Origin of the sequence: Methanimicrococcus hongohii (genome assembly GCF_032594095.1) — an archaeon.
GTDB lineage: Archaea > Halobacteriota > Methanosarcinia > Methanosarcinales > Methanosarcinaceae > Methanimicrococcus > Methanimicrococcus hongohii.
The window spans coordinates 1,410,886-1,427,694 of record NZ_CP131059.1; the positions used below are offsets into that span (position 1 = coordinate 1,410,886).

The following is a 16,809-nucleotide window of genomic DNA, read 5'->3' on the forward strand; positions in this document are numbered from 1 at the left end:
GATAGAATAATATTATTCAAATATTGACATAATAAAAATAATTATTAATAGATAGGTTTTACAAATTAAAAGAGTGAGAAAATGAAAACGTGGGCAAGATATACGACAGCAGTTGGGATTGTCGTTATTTTAACAATAATTTTTGCGGGAACTGCAATGGCCGCAAACGGCAACTTTGGCGGGACAGGAGACGGAACAGTCGGCAGCCCGTACATTATTGAAGATGAGCAGGACCTAAATGAAATCCGAAATCATTTAACCGGTCATTTTAAAATAAAAGACAATACGAAAATCGATATCGGAAATTCATACACGACATGGGAACCGATCAGTAATTTTAAAGGAACTCTTGACGGGAACAGTGCATCCGGATCTGAAATTACAAATTTGACAATCAGCGGTTCAGCGGAAGTAAACGGTCTGTTCAGCAGCATAACAAACGCCAATATTTTAAATTTGACATTCAATGGAACAGATTTGCCGATAAATGTAATACAATCAACAACTTACACGAATTCAAACAACCTTCGTGTCGGAATATTGGCCGGCAGCGCAGCGAATTCAAATATTGAAAACATCAAAATTATAAAATCAAATGTAACCGGCACGTATTATGCCGGAATTATGCTTGGAGAAGGAACCAATAATCAAATAAAAAACATATTTGTCGAAGAATCAACACTGAAAGACATTGACAAAAATACAGATCCCAGTTCATATACATATCAGCGCTTCGGTGGAATGATTGGCAGCAGTTCCGATAACATTTCAAATTGTATCGTTTCCAAATCAATTATTTCCGCATCCAACAGTTCAGATGTCGGCGGAATGATCGGCCAATACAGCGGAAACACAAACAGCATCAGCGACAGCCATACATATAATATAACTGTGACAGGTTCAAAAACAGTCGGCGGGTTAATCGGATCCATGAGTTCGGGAACATTAGAAGAATCTTCGGCGCAAGGAGACGCTTCAAAAAATGAGATTGTGACCTCGACCGGAATTATCGCAAATGTCGGATCAACTGCCGGCGGTTTGCTTGGAAACGCATCGGGAACGATTAAAAACAGCCATGCAAGTATCAACGTTGAAGATGCAGGTTCTTATGCAGGCGGATTTGTCGGAACAGTGAATACAGGAATCAAACTGATTTCAAACTGTTATGCCGAAGGAAATGTAAACACAACCAACGGATGGGCCGGAGGATTTGCAGGATATATTACAAACGTTAGCGGCGAGAAGATTACCGACTGTTACGCTGCAGGCGATGTAAGCGGCAATCATACCGTCGGCGGGTTTGTCGGCGGGTTTGGAAGTTACTCTTTGAGTGAGCAAATGGTTATTTCAAATTCATATGCAACCGGAAATGTGACCGCCTTAAGCCATAATGCCGGCGGATTTATAGGCAATTCCGGAAACAGTTACATCGACATAATTGATTCTTATGCAAGCGGAAAAGTCACAGCAGACAGCTCTGCCGGAGGATTTGCAGGAAGCGTTTCAAACGCGTTGCGCTGTTATGCGTTGGGAGATGTTGAAAGCAACGGAGGTTATGCAGGAGGATTTGCAGGCTCAACCACAGGAAATGTATCCCAATGTTTTTCATCGGGAGATGTATGGACTGAAAACGGTTACGCCGGAGGATTTGCGGGAACGGTGCAGTTTAATAATGTCAGCCATTGTTACGCAACCGGAAATGCCTCCTCTTTAAAAGGATCTGCCGCCGGATTTGTTGAATTTATTTATGGAGGAAATATAACAAATTGTTACACTACCGGAAATATCAGCGGAAAAACACAAGTTGCCGGATTTGCCAATCGGCTTGGCGCAAGCAGTGGAACAAATGACCGATCAAAAATCTACACAATCGAAAATTGTATGGCGCTCGGATCTGTGGCCGTTTCCGATGAAACCGGGACATACGATGTATTTTACAACATAAAATACGGATATAATACAAATGACGGAGTCTTTTATCCAACCTTCGTATTCCAAAACAATTTCGCTTGGAACGGCATTTCCAATGAAAACGGCGATATTTCCAATCAGCTCAATGAAAATAATGTTGACACCGATGACGTAACGCTCGTCAAATCTTATAATATCTGGGACACATTCGGAAACGGCAATAATGCTCTCCGAGATTCTGCTTGGGATTCATCATGGGATTCTTCTGTTTGGAAACAAAACAGTTATTCTTCCGCCGCATATTACAAACTGCCTGTTTTTACATGGCAGACGATTGAAAAACAAAATCATGAAGCTGACGCAACTTATTTGCTTTACCTGACTCAAATCGATATTGAAACGGGCAGCGGCAAAACGGAAGATTCGACAGACTTTAAGATCACGGTCGATGAAAAAGAAGTTGAATACGGCAAAACATTCTTCACCAATTGGGAATGGAATCTTCGGGCAGCGTACAGTGATGACCAAGACGGAAAAGATGACAATTTGTTTGTCGTTTTGAAAAACATGGACAACACAACGAAAACGTACACAACCGAAGTCAAAGATTTGACGGCGATTGCGGATGAAGATGAAATTTACGCATGGGGACGCGCCGAATTAGTCGGCAGAACCGGTCCGGACGCGACATCATATATCGCCGAGCGTTTTGGAGAGGCGTATGCATTTTCGCTTGATAACGGCAGCGGAAATGTGCCCGACAACGGCAATTCCGTCGGAAGCGGCTCAGGAACCGGCGGCGCAACCGTTGTTGAAGCGGAGCAATCCGGATCAATTCCAAACGATTCTGTTGAAAGCACTTCTGTTGAGCCCGGTTATTTAATCCCTGAAATGCCGGCGGCAACTGCCGTTTTTTCGTGGATGCTGATCTTGGCGCTTTTTGCAGTTGCAATTGCTTTCTTTATCTACAGAAGACGCGAAGAAGAAGATGAGATGCCGTAAAACGGCATTCAGCTTCATTTTTTCATATTCCCTTTTTCATTTTCCCTTTTTCATTTTCCCTTTTTCATTTTTTATTCTTCTTTTTTCTTTCATTTTTCTTATTTTCAATCAACCTGCATATTCACTTTTCAGTTTCATGTTTCATTTTTTAATGCGGCCGCCTTTTTTGATTATTTTTTTAAAATCTGCGCAGCTCGCGCGCGGCGGCAGTTACAGGACATCACTTTGACGTTTCATTTTTAAAATTTCAATGAAAATGAAACAAAAGAAAAGGGATTGAAAAATCTGATTTGATGCAAATTTATGTAATTTATACAAATTTTATTAAACCTTCACGACGTTTTATCTCTAAAACTTGGTGAAACTATGTCCGTTTTTATTCTTTTAAACTGCAAAACTTATGATGAAGGAACCGGTTCAAACGCAATTCGATTGGCAGAAGCCTGCCGCGATGTCGCCGAAAGTTCGGGCGTTGAAATCGCAATCGCGCCGCAAATCCCGGATATTTTCAGAGCGGCGTCGGCCGTTAATATTCCCGTTTATTCTCAGCACGTTGACGGCGCGGGACCGGGAAGTCATACCGGAAAAGTGTATGTCAAATCGATTCTTGAAGCGGGCGCTGTCGGCAGTCTGATCAATCATTCCGAGCGCAGAATGACGCTTGCCGACATTGAAGCGGCAGCGGAAGTCCTCAAACACAACAAAATGAAAAGTGTGATTTGTACGAATAATATCGCAACGACTGCGGCAGCGGCTGCAATCGGTCCGGAATATGTCGCAATCGAGCCGCCGGAACTGATCGGATCAGGCATTCCGGTGTCAAAAGCAGACCCGGGCGTTGTGACGGGATCCGTTGACGCGGTGAAAAAGATCAACCCGAATGTCAAAGTGCTTTGCGGCGCCGGTATTTCAAAGGGGGAAGATTTGAAATCGGCAATCGAACTCGGCGCAGTCGGCGTTTTGCTGGCGTCGGGAATCGTGAAAGCGAAAGACCCGAAAGCAGCGCTTTATGATTTGGTTTCATTGATTTGATGAAATCAAAGCGATTTAAAAAACGATTTAAAACCATTCATAAAAAAATTCATAAAAAATTCATTAAATAATCCATAAAAAATTCATTAAATAATCCATAAAAACAGTATTAAATTAAAAACGACATATTAACAGTGTGTGTAAATAAAAAACGAAATAAATAAAAAACAAAAACGGAATAAAACGACAGATGTGAACTTAAAAGTGTGTGTCATTGTGCGCCATTGTGTGCCGTTAATTGTTTGTGGTTTAATTAAAACTCGTCATTAGTGTATTAATTTCGTGTGTTAATTAAAAATTGTGTGGTGACAAACATGAAAGTCCTTTTAATCGGCGGATTTCTCGAAAGCGGAAAGACGACGACTGTTTTGAAATTTATTGACAGATTGGCGGCGGACGGGAAAAAAGTCGCTTTGATCATCAATGAAGTCGGAGAAGTCAGCGTTGATGACGCGGCGCTTGAAGCTGCGGGAATCTCTTCAAAAGAGTTAACGAACGGATGCATTTGCTGCACGCTCGTGATCAATCTCAGAGAGACGGTGACTGAAATCGTCAATACCCGCAATCCCGATATTTTGATTATCGAGATGCCGGGATTGGCTTTGCCGAGTCATGTTCGGGACGAGCTTTTGGAAATGAATATGGCGATGTCACTTGCGCCTGTTGTAACGCTTATAGATGCTTCCCGATTTACGGTGGGGCTTTCTCATGTTCCGAATTTCACCGAGCATCAGTTGGGCGAAGCGGAAATTATCGCGATCAATAAGATTGATTTGGTCGATGAAGAGAAAATCAAAAGCATTGAATCTTTTTTGAAAAAAATGAATCCTGATGCGTATGCTATGCGGATGTCGGCAATTAATGATGACGCAGCGATTGACAAAATGTATGAATTGGTCATGCGAAAAAGCAATGAAACGGTCAGTCGAATCGATATGCCGAAAGAGATGAAGCCGAAGGTGACGGAAGAGTCGAATTCAATTGAAATTACAAATGTTACCGAATGCTCTGAATTATACAATATTTCCGGGGAGCTGACAGCAGAAGCCGCCGGCGCTTTGCTTAAAAATATGATCAGTGTTGTCGGCGCGGAAATTTCAAAAATGAATATCGCTTTTGGCGGGAACATCGAAATGACTGTCAGAGTCGATGACACGCTTGTTAAAGTCAGTCACACGGCCGGCGTCAATGACGGCAAAATCGAAGCGGAATACATCAGGCAGGAGAACGGACAGGAAAATCCGGAAAAAATGTTCGGAAAAACGGGATGTTATGAGCTTTGTTTTTCGGCAGCGGTAACGAATGTTAAGAAAGACGAACTTGAAAAAATTGCCGATCAATCCGTGAACATTTTTTTGGCGGCAAAAAAATTAGCGGTTGAAAAACAAATTCAAAAAGGTGAAATGAAGAAGTCGATTGCAACTGATAATTGTTAAAATATTTGAAAAAATGAACCGTTTGAAATTGGAAATGTTTCATAAAATAATTTCAAAACAGTTTCAAAAGCAATTTCGTTAAAAACAGTTTCATTAAAACAAATTTTGTAAAAATTCTAAAACTGTAAAATTCTAAAAATCAAATTCTAAAAATCAAAATTCTAAAAATCTAAAATTCAAAAATTGTAAAAATCAATTCATTAAAATTCGTGTGTTATAAAATGTGTTATAAAATTATTAAAAAATGTGTGGTGACAAAATATGAGAGTTTTCTTAATCAGCGGGTTTTTGGGCAGCGGAAAGACGACGGTTATTCTAAAAATCATTAACAAATTAGTCGCTGACGGCAAAAAAGTTGCGATGATTGTCAACGAGGTTGGTGAAATCGGCATTGACGGCGCGATTCTTGAAACAGACGGGATTCCTTCAAAAGAATTGACGGGCGGATGTATTTGCTGTACTCTTGTGATCAATCTCAGGATCACGGTAACGGAAATCGTTAAAAATTATAATCCCGACATTTTGATTATTGAGCCGACCGGCTTGTCTTTTCCGAACCAGATTCGTGACGAACTGCTGGATATGAATTTGATGATGTCGTTTGCGCCGGTTGTCGCGCTCATTGACGCTTCTCGATTCGCGGCGGAGATGGATCAGATTCCGAATTTTATTGAATCGCAATTGAATGAATCGGAAATTATTGCAATCAATAAAATCGATCTTGTCGATGAAGAGAGAATCAAAAGCATTGAAGCGCTTTTGGAAAAGAAATATCCGGATGTTTATACGATGCGGATGTCGGCGGCAAATGATGATTCAGGTGTCAACAAAATTTATGATTTGATCATACGCGAAGGTGAAGAAAACATCACCAAAATCGACACGACGGGGCGGCCGAAAACGAGAGTGACGGAGAAATTGAATTCGATTGAGCTTTCAAATGTGACGCGATATTCGGGAATGTACAATATAACGGGTGAGCTGACCGTGAAAAACGCGGGCACTTTGCTTGAAAATATTGTCGGTGTTGTCGGGATGGAAATTTCGCAAATCAATCCTTCTTTTGTCGGCCATATAAAAATGTCCATGAAAGTCGATGACACGCTTGTTAAAGTCAGTCAAACGGCGGGAACGGATGATGTCAAAAAAGTCGAGGCGGAATACATTCAGCAGGAAAAGATTGAAAATAACGGGAAGTATGAACTTCGGTTTTTGGTGTCTGCGACAAATGTAAAATTGGACAAAATGGAGGAAATCGTTGACCGAAATATGAATCTGTTTTTGACGTCGAAAAAGCTGACATTCGAAAAAGAAACGAATATAAAGAAAACAAGATCGCCGCCGATTCCGTATTTGAAATTCAAATTCAAAAAGATAAAGAGAAAAGTGTTGGGCTGGTTCGGCAAATAAAAATTATTTTTTCAATTCATTTTTCTCTTTTTTCATTTTTCTCTTTTTTTTATTTCTTTTTTCATTTTTTCGTTTCATTTGCTTCTTTTCATTTTTTTGTTCGGTGCGCCGCGCGCGAATTGCACCATTTTTATTTTGATTTTCAAACACGACCTCGTTTTTCGTTTTATTTTTGGATAAACCTAAACATCCAATTTTCAAAATCGGTGAACCTGAACGCCCGATAAAACCCTCATCTTAAATTTTTAGATTTTGGATAAAAGAAGGCGTTCCGTTTTTGAATTATTTTGATGAAAGATGATGTTTCAATTGAAAAATAATTGTAAATAAAAAGACCAAGAACCGTCCCCGCAAGTTGAGTTTCCGAGCGGAGCGAGGAAACGAGACTTGGCGGATTCTTTCCATACGAAACGAAAAGTTCAAAACCGCTGATTGTGAATTGCTTTCCGGCTCCGGCAAAGTGTTTTCTTGCAACTGTCTTTTACTGTCAACTTCCGGCTGAGTTTGCAAGTCTGCAACTGTCTTTTAATGTTGCCGCTGCGAGTCAGGTTTGCGTTTGCTGCGTGCATCTGCTCTTTTTTTAGTAATCCGTTCGCATTCGCGAACGTGCCGCTGCTACCTGCAGATTTCTGTTTCCGCTGCCACTCAGGTTTGTGTTGCTGTTGCCGGCAAGCTGCCGCCCGTTACCGGCAGCAGCACGCCGCCGCCCGCGCGAGCCGCACAAATTTTTAAAAAATAAAACAAAAAGAGAAGCGAATTTAAAAAAATAAAACAAAAAATTGAGACGGGATTTTTATTTTCGACAATGGAAGAAACAGATATTGAAAAGAGCTATAACTTTTATATTTCAAAGTCGTTCATTGAACAAGTATTATCATTCTGTTTTGCAAACGAAAAAAGTAGAGAAAAATAATTAGAGACAAAAATATGAGAGTTTTTTTAATCGGCGGATTTTTAGGAAGCGGAAAAACGACAACTGTTTTAAAACTGATTGACAGGCTGACAGCCGACGGCAAAAAAGTGGCTTTGATCGTCAATGAAGTCGGAGAAATCGGAATCGACGGCGAAACGCTTGAAACGGCAGGAATTCCTTCCAAAGAATTGACCAACGGCTGCATTTGCTGTTCTCTTATTTTCAGTCTCAGAGTTACGGTTTCAGAAATTGCGGACATTCATAATCCCGACATTTTAATTATGGAGCCGACCGGACTTTCTTTTCCGAGCCAGATTCGCGACGAACTTTTACACATGAACGTGATGATGTCATTTGCGCCCGTCGTGACGCTCGTTGACGTGACCCGATTGAAAACGGAAATCGATCAGATTCCGAAATTTGTCGAACAGCAATTGAGAGAAGCAGAAATCATCGGAATCAACAAAGTCGATCTTGCCGATGAAGAAAAAATCGAAAACATGGAAACGTTTTTGAAAGAAATGAATCCCGACGCTTATACGATGCGGATGTCTGCAAAAAATGATGAAGCGATTGACAAACTGTATGAATTGATGATGCGCGAAAGTGAAGAAACGGTCAGTCTGATTGATACGTCGGGCGAGCCGAAGGCGAAAGTGACGGAAAATTTGAATTCGATTGAAATTTCAAACGTGAGCACTTATTCAGGATTATACAAAGTATCGGGCACGCTGACGGTGAAAAGAGCAGGAACACTGCTTGAAAATATCATCAAAATGGTCGGAATGGAAGTTTCAAAAGTGAATCCTTCTTTTGTCGGCCACATTAAAATGGCTGTCAAAGTCAATGACACGCTCGTGAAAGTCAGTCAAACGGCCGGCGCCGACGACAGACAAATCGAAGCGGAATACATCAAGCAGGAAAAAACAGTCAACGACGGCAATTATGAACTTCGTTTTTTGGCGGCGGTGACAAACGTCAAAAAGGATAAACTTGAAGAAATTATTGATGAATCCGTGAGCGTTTTAATGTCAATGAAAAATTTGACATTTGAGAAACAAATTATCAAAGGCGAATCGAAAAAACCGATCGTCTTATAATTTCAGTAAATTTCAAAAAATCAACAACAATAAAATCAATAAATAAATTCAGCAAAATAAATTGACAGAAGAGAGGGAACAGTCATGCAGAGTCGAATGAAAACACATCAGTTGAGCAAAGATGAAATCAATTTGCTTTTGAAAGAGGAAGGCGTCGGAAGATTGGCAACCGCGGGAACAAACAGATTTCCGTACATCACGCCGGTTCACTTCGTTTACGACAATCAGAAAATTTACATTCACGGTTTGATCCGCGGACAAAAATTGGACAATATCGCCGCGAATCCGAATGTTTGTTTTGAAATCGAACGCTTTGAAACACTCATTATGCCGGACGACAATTCGCCCTGTGATGTCAACACGCAGTACAAAAGTGTCATCATCACGGGAACGGCAAAAATGGTTGAAGATGAAAAAGCCAAAGAAGATGTTTTGAATAAAATCGTTGAAAAATATACGCCGATTTTATCCGGTTTGCCGTTCGGGAATTCGATTAAAGGGACAGGCGTGATTGAAATTTCCGTGAAAGAGTGTACCGGGAAATATTATAAATGAAATGAGTAACGCAAGAAATCGTTTTTGAATATTTTATGGAATATTATGATTAAAATATTTTAGAGATAGATACTTCTTTGAAAAATTAAAAATGTATATAACTATACCCGATATTTTGAATTGTACTCAAAGATTTTGGAGAGAAATGTATGGAAGAGTCAATTATCATCGGAAAAAAAGTAAAACATCGCCGTGAATTGTTGGGATTAACAGAAAAACAATTTGCCGATTTTTTAGGTGTTGAACAAGAATATCTTCGCCAAAGAGAATCAGGAAAAGAAAACTTCAGTGTTATTTTGCTTGAAAATGCATGCAATCTTTTTGGATGTGATATATTAGATATAGTTGAAGAAAAACAAAATACAAATTCGATTAAAATTGCATTCAGGGCCTCAAATCTGGGAACGGCAGATTTAGTTGCGATTTCAAAGATTAATAAAATTGCATTAAATTTGGACCAAATGAATCAATGGTTAGGAAATATGAAACAGAATTCTGAATTGAATTCTGATGCCGTAAAATTAAGAGAAAAATTAAACATTAGCTTGACGGCTCCAATTGATGATATATTTTCACTGATTGAAAATTCAGAGAATTTTACTTTGATTTTTTATCCGTTTTCAAATAATATAAGTGGCATGTCTGTAAAAATTGGAATTGAAAAATTAATTGTAATCAATTCAGCAAATACTTTGGGCAGGCAGCATTTTACTGCAGCTCACGAACTATACCATTTATTTGTAAAAGAAGAGGATTTGGTAATTTGCGAAAATATGGATTGGGAACAAAAAACCGAGTCTGAAAAAGAAGCAGATATTTTTGCATCTTATTTTTTAGCACCTGAAAACTCTTTAAAAGAATATATTGAAAAAACAATAACTCCAAAAAATAACACATTAATGCCGGAAGATGTTGTAAAAATAGAACAATATTTTAAGATGAGTCGTAAAGCAATACTCACCCGCCTTCAAAATGAGTATAATATAGAAAACCGAGAAAAATTAGAATCAAATGTTAAATCTTTTGCAAGAAGTCTGGGATATGAGGATTTATTGTACTGTCCGAATACAGAAAAACAAAAATATTATACCGCAGGCAATTACATAAAAAAAGTCGAAGAAGTAAGAGAAAAAGAGATCGTCTCGGCTGGAAAATATAAAGAGCTTTTAAATGATGCATTTCGATATGACCAAATAGCGGAAACAGATGAAACACAACAGGAGAGTGAAATATTTGACTGATATCTTTTTTGATACGGACTGCATTTCCTCTTTTTTGTGGGTAAATGAACAAAGTCTCCTAATATAGCATTTTAATAAAATCATTCTTCCGGATAAAGTTTATATTGAGTTATCCCATCCGAATGTGCCGCATTTGAAAAACGCGGTCGATATGCTTCATCAATCAAACAATATAAAGATTGAAACTTTGACGATTGGAACCCCTGAGTGTGCATTATATATTGAATTAACAAAAAAGAAGAAAATAAAAATAGGATCCGGAGAAGCATCCGTCCTTGCATTTGCAAAATGTTGTCATGGTATGACTGCAAGTAACAATTTAAAAGATATCACCTATTATTTAAAAAAATATAATCTCATTAATCGAACCACTGCAGACATATTATATGAAATGATGAAAAACGGAATAATCAGTGAAATGCAAGGCAACCAAATTTGGGAAAATATGATTCAAAAGAAACAGATGCTTCCGGAAAAAACTTTTTCAGATTATATATTATCATCAAATTAAAACTAAAATTGAAAAACGGAATAAAAAAGAAAGTTGGAAAAGGCAAAACGCCTTTTCTCTCATTTTAAAAAATAAATTTAAAAAATGAAACAAATTACTGGAAGTATTTGTCTCTTGCAGCAACCATTGCTTTAATGTTTGCCGTGGGTGTCATCGGTGCGATACCGCAGCCGGGTGCGAGAACTGCAATGCCTGCGTCAAGCGCGTGGTTGACGGCTTCGGTGACTTTTGCTTCATCGCCGCTCAAAAGAACGAAGGGGCTTGAGATGTTACCGATCATGACGGCGCGTCCTTTGGTCATTTCAACAGCGCCTTTGACGTCTTCAACTTTTTCTTCGACACTGAGACCTTTGCAGTGGCAGTCGGCCATGTCGTTGAGGATTGCTGTCACATTACCGCAGACGTGGAGAACAACGGGTGCGTTGACTTTGTCGGCGAATTCTGTGATTGTGCCCATGAGTTTTTCATGGAAGTCCTGCGGGCTCATTAAGTCGGGGGAAGAAACGGGGTCGGCGATACAGATAACGTCTGCGCCTGCTTCAACCATCAAGTTTGCGTATTCGATTGCCGCTTCGTTTGCGAATGCGTTTGCTCTTGCGAGTGCGTCGGGGTTTTTGATGGACCATTTCATATAAGATTTAACACTGACAAGGTCAGAGGCGAGTGTGATCGGGCCTTCCATGCCGCCGATGATCGGGACGTCGGGGCCGACTCTTGCGCGGATGTCTTTAATTGCTTCGATGACGGCGGGGATTCTGCCTGTGGATTTTAAGTCCGGCTTGGTTGCTGCGTCGAGCATTTCGGGTTTCTCGTACGGGTGAGCGATAACAGAGGGTTGTCTGTTCTTTGTGCCCATGTTGATTTCACAGCCCATTGCTTCGGCAAGAACTGTCAAACAGTACGGAACACGGACGGCTTCAAGGCCTGCGATTTCATGTCCTGCGATTGCGAGGTCTGCCATCATCTTGGCATCGGCTTGAGATTCGGGCCACGGTGCATTGACAGCGTCCATTAATTCAACAGTACCGGTCTGTGTCACGGAAACACAGGGAGTCTTTTCAACAGCTTCGCCATTTAAGGCTTTGAGTAAATTCTCTTTGAGTGTCATGTATTTCAATCCTTCAAAAAAATTGTCAAATACCCTTATAACTTTTAGATTATTAATTGTTACGGACGGGTAATTGTAAATTAACAGTACACATAGAAAATGACAAAGCGATTATAAATATTTTGTTTTATTTTTGTCAAAACGACTGAAAGAAAAAGATTGGATATTTACTGGATTAATAGATATTTATTGGATAATAATCACTGAAACCCAAACATCCAATATTCAAAAGTCGGCGAACCTGAACGCCCGATAAAACCCTAAATAAATGCTTATATTTTCATGAATAGAAGGCGTTCCTTATTTGAAGAAGATTGATGAAAGACGATGTTTCAATTGAATTTTAAATTGAATTAAATTTCAAAAACCGTCCCCGCAAGTTGAGTTTCCGAGCGCAGCGAGGAAACGAGACTTGGCGGATTCTTCCCATACGAAACGAAACATTCAAAACCGTCAAGCATGGATTGCTTTTCGGTGCCGGCAAAGTTCTTCCTTGCAACTGTCTTTTACTGTTGCTTCCATTGTGGCGGTCTCCGTTTCCGCCTGCATCTGCTCTTTTTTTAGTAATCCGTTCGCATTCACGAACGTGCCGCTGCTACCTCCAGTTTTCCGGTTACTGTTGCCAATCAGGTTTCTGTTTGCTGCTGCTACCTTCAGGTTTCTGTTTCCGCTTGGATTCAGGTTTCCGTTTGTTGTTGCAGGCAGCAGCTGCCGCCGCCCGCGCGAGCCGCACAAATTTTAAAAAAGAATCAAAACGACGATTGCGTTTTTTAAAAAAAGAAAAAGAATATTCATATTTAATTGAATAAGAAATAGAAATAAAAAACAAAAACAAAGAAAAACGAATATATAACAAACCGCCGATAAATAATGTTTGAAATCTGCTAAAAACGGACAATGGGAAACACAGGCGTGTGAGAAAATCAACAACAATCTTCGTTCCGTTATTATTTTAATTTGTGTTGCCGTCGGCATTCTTCTCGGTCAAATCGATTTCATCAGCAATTATTCCGCTTATTTGATCGAGCCGTTTTTAATGATTATGCTTTTCGGCGTTTTTCTTCAAGTCGATTTGACCGGCTTGAAAAATTCATTCAAAAACACGCGCTTTGCAGCGCTGACTGTTTTGATCAATTTCATTTGGACGCCGCTTTTCGCTTGGTTTTTGGCGTCCGTTTTTCTTCACGGCGAACCGGATCTGCAAATCGGATTTCTGATGCTGATGGTGACGCCGTGTACGGATTGGTATCTTCTTTTTACGGACATGGCAAAAGGAAATGTCAGCCTCGGCGCCGCGCAGCTGCCGCTTAATTTGATTCTTCAAATCATTCTCCTGCCGGTATACCTTTTGATTTTTGCGGGCAGCGTCGTCGATATCGAAGTGATGACGCTTCTCAAAAGCATTTTGATCGTCCTTCTGATTCCGTTTCTCTTTGCCAATCTTTTCAGATATCTCTATGTCAAAAAATTCGGCGAAAAAAACCTCGAAGAAAAGATTCTCGTTCACAACGACAACATGCAATTCGTCTTTTTGAATTTGGCAATCATCGCCATGTTCGCGTCCCAAGGGCGCCTGCTGCTTCAAAACCCGCAGCTTCTGCTAATCATGCTGATTCCGGTGATTCTTTTCTTTGCCGTCAATTTCATCGGCGTTCAGCTTGTCGGAAGAGCGCTGAAAATGTCTTACGAAGATACGACCACTTTAAATCTGACAACGCTTGCCAGAAATTCGCCGCTGTCGCTTGCAATTGCCGTTTCGGCGTTTCCGAATCATCCGCTGATTGCGCTTGTATTAGTGATCGGCCCGTTGATCGAGCTGCCGATTTTAACGATTATTGCGCGGGTTTTGCTTTGGATTCGTCCGCGATATAAAGTGTTTGGAAAAAAGATTGAAAAAAATCTTGTTGAAGAATAAAAATGAAAGAAAAGGAAATTAAGAAAAACTGAAAAAGAAAATATTTGAGAAAATTGAAAAAGAAAATATTTGAAAAAATAAAAATTAAAAAATTAAATTTTAGAGCCGTCGAATCGAATTCCTAATCGGATTCGTTCATCACTCTACAATAAATCACAGTGGGCAGCTTCCAACGTTTTTTTGATTCGTTCTTTTTCTTCGGGCGTGTGTTCGGGAGCTATCCCGACATAAGTAAAAATCTCATCAAATGTTTCAAAACGCACTTATTATTCCTCCTCTGTTTTTACTTCTTCAATATTATAGATTAAAACTTCACGATATAAATTTGGTGTTATTTGTCTTTTCTCTTTGAAAATTTTAATGATTTCATAAATAGAGTTTCTCGGGCGCAGAATTTCATATTCAGTGTCATCAATATACAAAGCATTCATTCCTTTGGTTAATCTAAGCTGAAACAAAATCGGAAATTCAGGATTCATATAATTATAAGCTTGATGAGGTGCTAAACTGAAACTGCCGAATGCTTTTTCAGTAAATATGGAACCGACAGAAGGATTTAAAAGCCAACTGTCATCAAAAACACCTCGATAAATAAATCTTTCATCTTTCCATCGACTCTTACCAATTGCGCTGTCGATTTTTAGTGTGCGATCCGAAATTATTTTTATTTCGCCGGCAGATAATGATTGAGAAAAATCCGGAAAACGAGAAAACGAATTTAAGACGTAGCAATCTCTTTTTTCTTTCCAACTCTCGGGAATCGGAATGCTCCAATCTTTTTGGACATTCCAAGGATGAATATCCTGATAATTGCCGATCTCAACTTTTTCCCCTGAAGTTAAGTCTTTTCTTTTGTAGTACGGTACAAGAGAATACAGAAAATCAGGCGCCTGATTTTTTTCTCGGACAACTCTAATTTCTGTTTCTGTCTGCGGTTCGAAATCATATATATAACTCATAAATGTCTGAACTTTGTAATAAAATATAAATTGTTTGATTTTTTCAAAATGCAAAAGTTAATAAAAGAAGAAGAAAACACAAAAAAATTAAAAAATAAAATTGAAAAACAAAAACAAAAACAAAAAAAATAAAAAAAGAATCAGCCGATTGCCGCTTCTTCTCTTTTCAAATTCTCTTCTTTTTCAAGCCTCGTCAATTCTTTCATTTCACGATAAACGAAGAAAAAGGCAACTGCTGCCGCGATGCCGTCTGAAATCGGGCCCGCGTACAAAATGCCGTCGATGCCGAAATAAATCGGCAGAATCAGCAGGAGCGGAATCAACAGAATCACTTGGCGTATCATTGCGAGGAAAATGCCTTTAGAAGACTTACCGATCGCGGTAAAAAGAATGGAAGAAGCCGGCTGAATGCCGACGACAATCATCATCAAGAGGAAAATCCGACAGAATCGAACGGCGAAATCAAAATAAAGTTCGCTGCCGTCACCGAATATTTTGATGATTTGAAGCGGGAAAAGCTGGAAGCTGAGGAATGAAAGAACTGAAATGACAAGCGAAATGCCGACGACGAGTTTAAAAACTTCTTTGACGCGCCCGTAATTTTTCGCGCCGTAATTGTATCCGGCAATCGGCTGCCCGCCTTGGGAAATGCCGATAATGATTGAAATGAAAATCATACTGACTTTAGAGATGACGCCGGCGACCGCAAGCGGAATTTCGCTGCCGTAAATCGACATGGCGCCGTAATAAGTTGCCGTGTTGTTCAAAATAATCTGAACGGCCATCATCGCGATTTGATTCAAAAAACTGGAAGCGCCGAGGTAAAAAATCGGTTTGACAATGCTTCCTTTTAAAACAAAATCATTTTTCTCCAGCGAAATCGATTTCATTTTAAAGAAATAAACGGCTGCCATCACACAAGAAACTATTTGACTGATAACGGTTGCCCAAGCGGCGCCTGCAATTCCCATATCAAAACCGAAGATGAAAAGCGCGTCCAAAATGACGTTTAAAACAGCGCCGACCAAAAGACAATACATGGAATATTTCGGGCTGCCGTCGGCGCGGATCATAGCGCTTGCGCCGGTCGAGAAAATCAAAAACAAAATGCCGTAAGACGTAATCGAAATATATTCAAGCGCCAGCGGATAAACAGATTCGGTCGCGCCGAACAAATTGATGAGCGGATCTAAAAACATATGAATGACGACAAGCATAATCAAGCCCGACGCCGTCAGCAAAAAAAGAGAGTTTCCGATCACTTTTTTCGCGCGTTCTCTGTTTCCCGACCCGAGATAAAGATTGAAATTTGAAGCGCCGCCGACACCGAACAAAAGCCCGAGCGCCGTTGCGATCGTCACGAGCGGAAAAGCCACATTTGTTGCCGCGTTTCCAAGCATTCCGACGCTTTGTCCGATGAAAATCTGGTCGACAATATTGTAAAGAGCGCCGACAAGCATTGCAATAACACTGGGAACGGCAAATTTCATCAATAATTTTTTAACGTCTTCCGTTCCGAGAATATCTCCTGCCGTATTTGATTTCATCTCACTCATAACTGTCACCAAAGTAAATTATTTGTTCAAAAGAAAAAAAGATCTCAAAGATCAAAAGAAAAAACAAAAACAAACATCAAAAGCAAATGTACCGTCGTATATAAAACTACTGATTAAAATAAAAATGAAATAAAAATGAAATAAAAATGAAATAAAAATG

Annotated in this window: 15 protein-coding genes; 11 read left to right on the top strand and 4 right to left on the bottom strand. The window is 39.7% G+C overall.

Going from position 1 to position 16,809, the window contains the following annotated elements; translation table 11 throughout:
- The first annotated feature begins 81 nt into the window (after positions 1 to 81).
- The 4 genes from MmiHf6_RS06420 to MmiHf6_RS06435 all read left to right on the top strand — a co-directional run bounded on the left by MmiHf6_RS06420 (position 82) and on the right by MmiHf6_RS06435 (position 6,791).
- On the top strand, positions 82 to 2,913 hold the full coding sequence (locus MmiHf6_RS06420) for an autotransporter outer membrane beta-barrel domain-containing protein (RefSeq protein ID WP_316556969.1): 2,832 nt from the start codon (positions 82 to 84) through the stop codon (positions 2,911 to 2,913).
- A gap of 366 nt (positions 2,914 to 3,279) precedes the next feature.
- Entirely contained in the window at positions 3,280 to 3,945 is a 666-nt protein-coding gene (tpiA, locus tag MmiHf6_RS06425) for a triose-phosphate isomerase (RefSeq protein ID WP_316556970.1), read from the top strand.
- 314 nt (positions 3,946 to 4,259) lie between these two features.
- Positions 4,260 to 5,381 (top strand): GTP-binding protein, encoded by a 1,122-nt coding sequence (locus MmiHf6_RS06430; RefSeq protein WP_316556971.1) that lies wholly within the window; start codon positions 4,260 to 4,262, stop codon positions 5,379 to 5,381.
- A 261-nt stretch (positions 5,382 to 5,642) separates the two neighbouring features.
- Positions 5,643 to 6,791, top strand: coding sequence for a GTP-binding protein (locus MmiHf6_RS06435; protein WP_316556972.1), 1,149 nt, complete (start codon positions 5,643 to 5,645; stop codon positions 6,789 to 6,791).
- A 3-nt stretch (positions 6,792 to 6,794) separates the two neighbouring features.
- Here the strand turns inward: MmiHf6_RS06435 and MmiHf6_RS06440 are convergent, their stop codons facing one another.
- Positions 6,795 to 6,941, bottom strand: coding sequence for a hypothetical protein (locus tag MmiHf6_RS06440; RefSeq protein ID WP_316556973.1), 147 nt, complete (start codon positions 6,939 to 6,941; stop codon positions 6,795 to 6,797).
- A gap of 318 nt (positions 6,942 to 7,259) precedes the next feature.
- Here MmiHf6_RS06440 and MmiHf6_RS06445 point away from each other — a divergent pair, with 318 nt between their 5' ends.
- The 5 genes from MmiHf6_RS06445 (at position 7,260) to MmiHf6_RS06465 (ending at position 11,111) form a co-directional block, all read left to right on the top strand.
- Positions 7,260 to 7,523 carry a hypothetical protein gene (locus MmiHf6_RS06445; protein WP_316556974.1) on the top strand — a complete coding sequence of 88 codons (264 nt, stop codon included), beginning with the start codon at positions 7,260 to 7,262 and terminating at the stop codon, positions 7,521 to 7,523.
- Positions 7,524 to 7,718: 195 nt separating this feature from the next.
- Positions 7,719 to 8,804 (top strand): GTP-binding protein, encoded by a 1,086-nt coding sequence (locus tag MmiHf6_RS06450; RefSeq protein WP_316556975.1) that lies wholly within the window; start codon positions 7,719 to 7,721, stop codon positions 8,802 to 8,804.
- A gap of 84 nt (positions 8,805 to 8,888) precedes the next feature.
- Positions 8,889 to 9,359, top strand: coding sequence for a pyridoxamine 5'-phosphate oxidase family protein (locus tag MmiHf6_RS06455; RefSeq protein WP_316556976.1), 471 nt, complete (start codon positions 8,889 to 8,891; stop codon positions 9,357 to 9,359).
- Between the two features lie 149 nt (positions 9,360 to 9,508).
- Positions 9,509 to 10,600, top strand: coding sequence for an ImmA/IrrE family metallo-endopeptidase (locus MmiHf6_RS06460; RefSeq protein WP_316556977.1), 1,092 nt, complete (start codon positions 9,509 to 9,511; stop codon positions 10,598 to 10,600).
- Between the two features lie 82 nt (positions 10,601 to 10,682).
- On the top strand, positions 10,683 to 11,111 hold the full coding sequence (locus MmiHf6_RS06465; protein WP_478219608.1) for a hypothetical protein: 429 nt from the start codon (positions 10,683 to 10,685) through the stop codon (positions 11,109 to 11,111).
- 94 nt (positions 11,112 to 11,205) lie between these two features.
- Here MmiHf6_RS06465 and mtaA read toward each other — a convergent pair whose 3' ends face one another.
- Positions 11,206 to 12,228, bottom strand: coding sequence for a methylcobamide:CoM methyltransferase MtaA (mtaA, locus tag MmiHf6_RS06470; RefSeq protein WP_316556979.1), 1,023 nt, complete (start codon positions 12,226 to 12,228; stop codon positions 11,206 to 11,208).
- Between the two features lie 403 nt (positions 12,229 to 12,631).
- Here mtaA and MmiHf6_RS06475 point away from each other — a divergent pair, with 403 nt between their 5' ends.
- Both MmiHf6_RS06475 and MmiHf6_RS06480 read left to right on the top strand, forming a co-directional pair.
- Positions 12,632 to 12,961 carry a hypothetical protein gene (locus MmiHf6_RS06475; protein ID WP_316556980.1) on the top strand — a complete coding sequence of 110 codons (330 nt, stop codon included), beginning with the start codon at positions 12,632 to 12,634 and terminating at the stop codon, positions 12,959 to 12,961.
- Between the two features lie 132 nt (positions 12,962 to 13,093).
- Positions 13,094 to 14,134 (top strand): arsenic resistance protein, encoded by a 1,041-nt coding sequence (locus MmiHf6_RS06480; protein ID WP_316556981.1) that lies wholly within the window; start codon positions 13,094 to 13,096, stop codon positions 14,132 to 14,134.
- 266 nt (positions 14,135 to 14,400) lie between these two features.
- On the opposite strand, the gene MmiHf6_RS06485 is transcribed toward MmiHf6_RS06480, so the two are convergent.
- Complete coding sequence (locus MmiHf6_RS06485; RefSeq protein WP_316556982.1) at positions 14,401 to 15,093, bottom strand: ADP-ribosyltransferase; 693 nt, start codon at positions 15,091 to 15,093, stop codon at positions 14,401 to 14,403.
- Positions 15,094 to 15,233: 140 nt separating this feature from the next.
- Positions 15,234 to 16,649, bottom strand: coding sequence for an MATE family efflux transporter (locus MmiHf6_RS06490; RefSeq protein ID WP_316556983.1), 1,416 nt, complete (start codon positions 16,647 to 16,649; stop codon positions 15,234 to 15,236).
- Positions 16,650 to 16,809: the final 160 nt, after the last annotated feature.

Bases quoted from the DNA above. Each gene is read 5' to 3' on its own strand.
- MmiHf6_RS06435 (WP_316556972.1), top strand. From the start codon at position 5,643: ATGAGAGTTTTCTTAATCAGCGGGTTTTTGGGCAGCGGAAAGACGACG.
- MmiHf6_RS06420 (WP_316556969.1), top strand. From the start codon at position 82: ATGAAAACGTGGGCAAGATATACGACAGCAGTTGGGATTGTCGTTATT.
- tpiA (WP_316556970.1), top strand. From the start codon at position 3,280: ATGTCCGTTTTTATTCTTTTAAACTGCAAAACTTATGATGAAGGAACC.
- MmiHf6_RS06450 (WP_316556975.1), top strand. From the start codon at position 7,719: ATGAGAGTTTTTTTAATCGGCGGATTTTTAGGAAGCGGAAAAACGACA.
- MmiHf6_RS06485 (WP_316556982.1), bottom strand. From the start codon at position 15,093: ATGAGTTATATATATGATTTCGAACCGCAGACAGAAACAGAAATTAGA.
- MmiHf6_RS06430 (WP_316556971.1), top strand. From the start codon at position 4,260: ATGAAAGTCCTTTTAATCGGCGGATTTCTCGAAAGCGGAAAGACGACG.
- MmiHf6_RS06460 (WP_316556977.1), top strand. From the start codon at position 9,509: ATGGAAGAGTCAATTATCATCGGAAAAAAAGTAAAACATCGCCGTGAA.
- MmiHf6_RS06490 (WP_316556983.1), bottom strand. From the start codon at position 16,649: ATGAGTGAGATGAAATCAAATACGGCAGGAGATATTCTCGGAACGGAA.
- MmiHf6_RS06455 (WP_316556976.1), top strand. From the start codon at position 8,889: ATGCAGAGTCGAATGAAAACACATCAGTTGAGCAAAGATGAAATCAAT.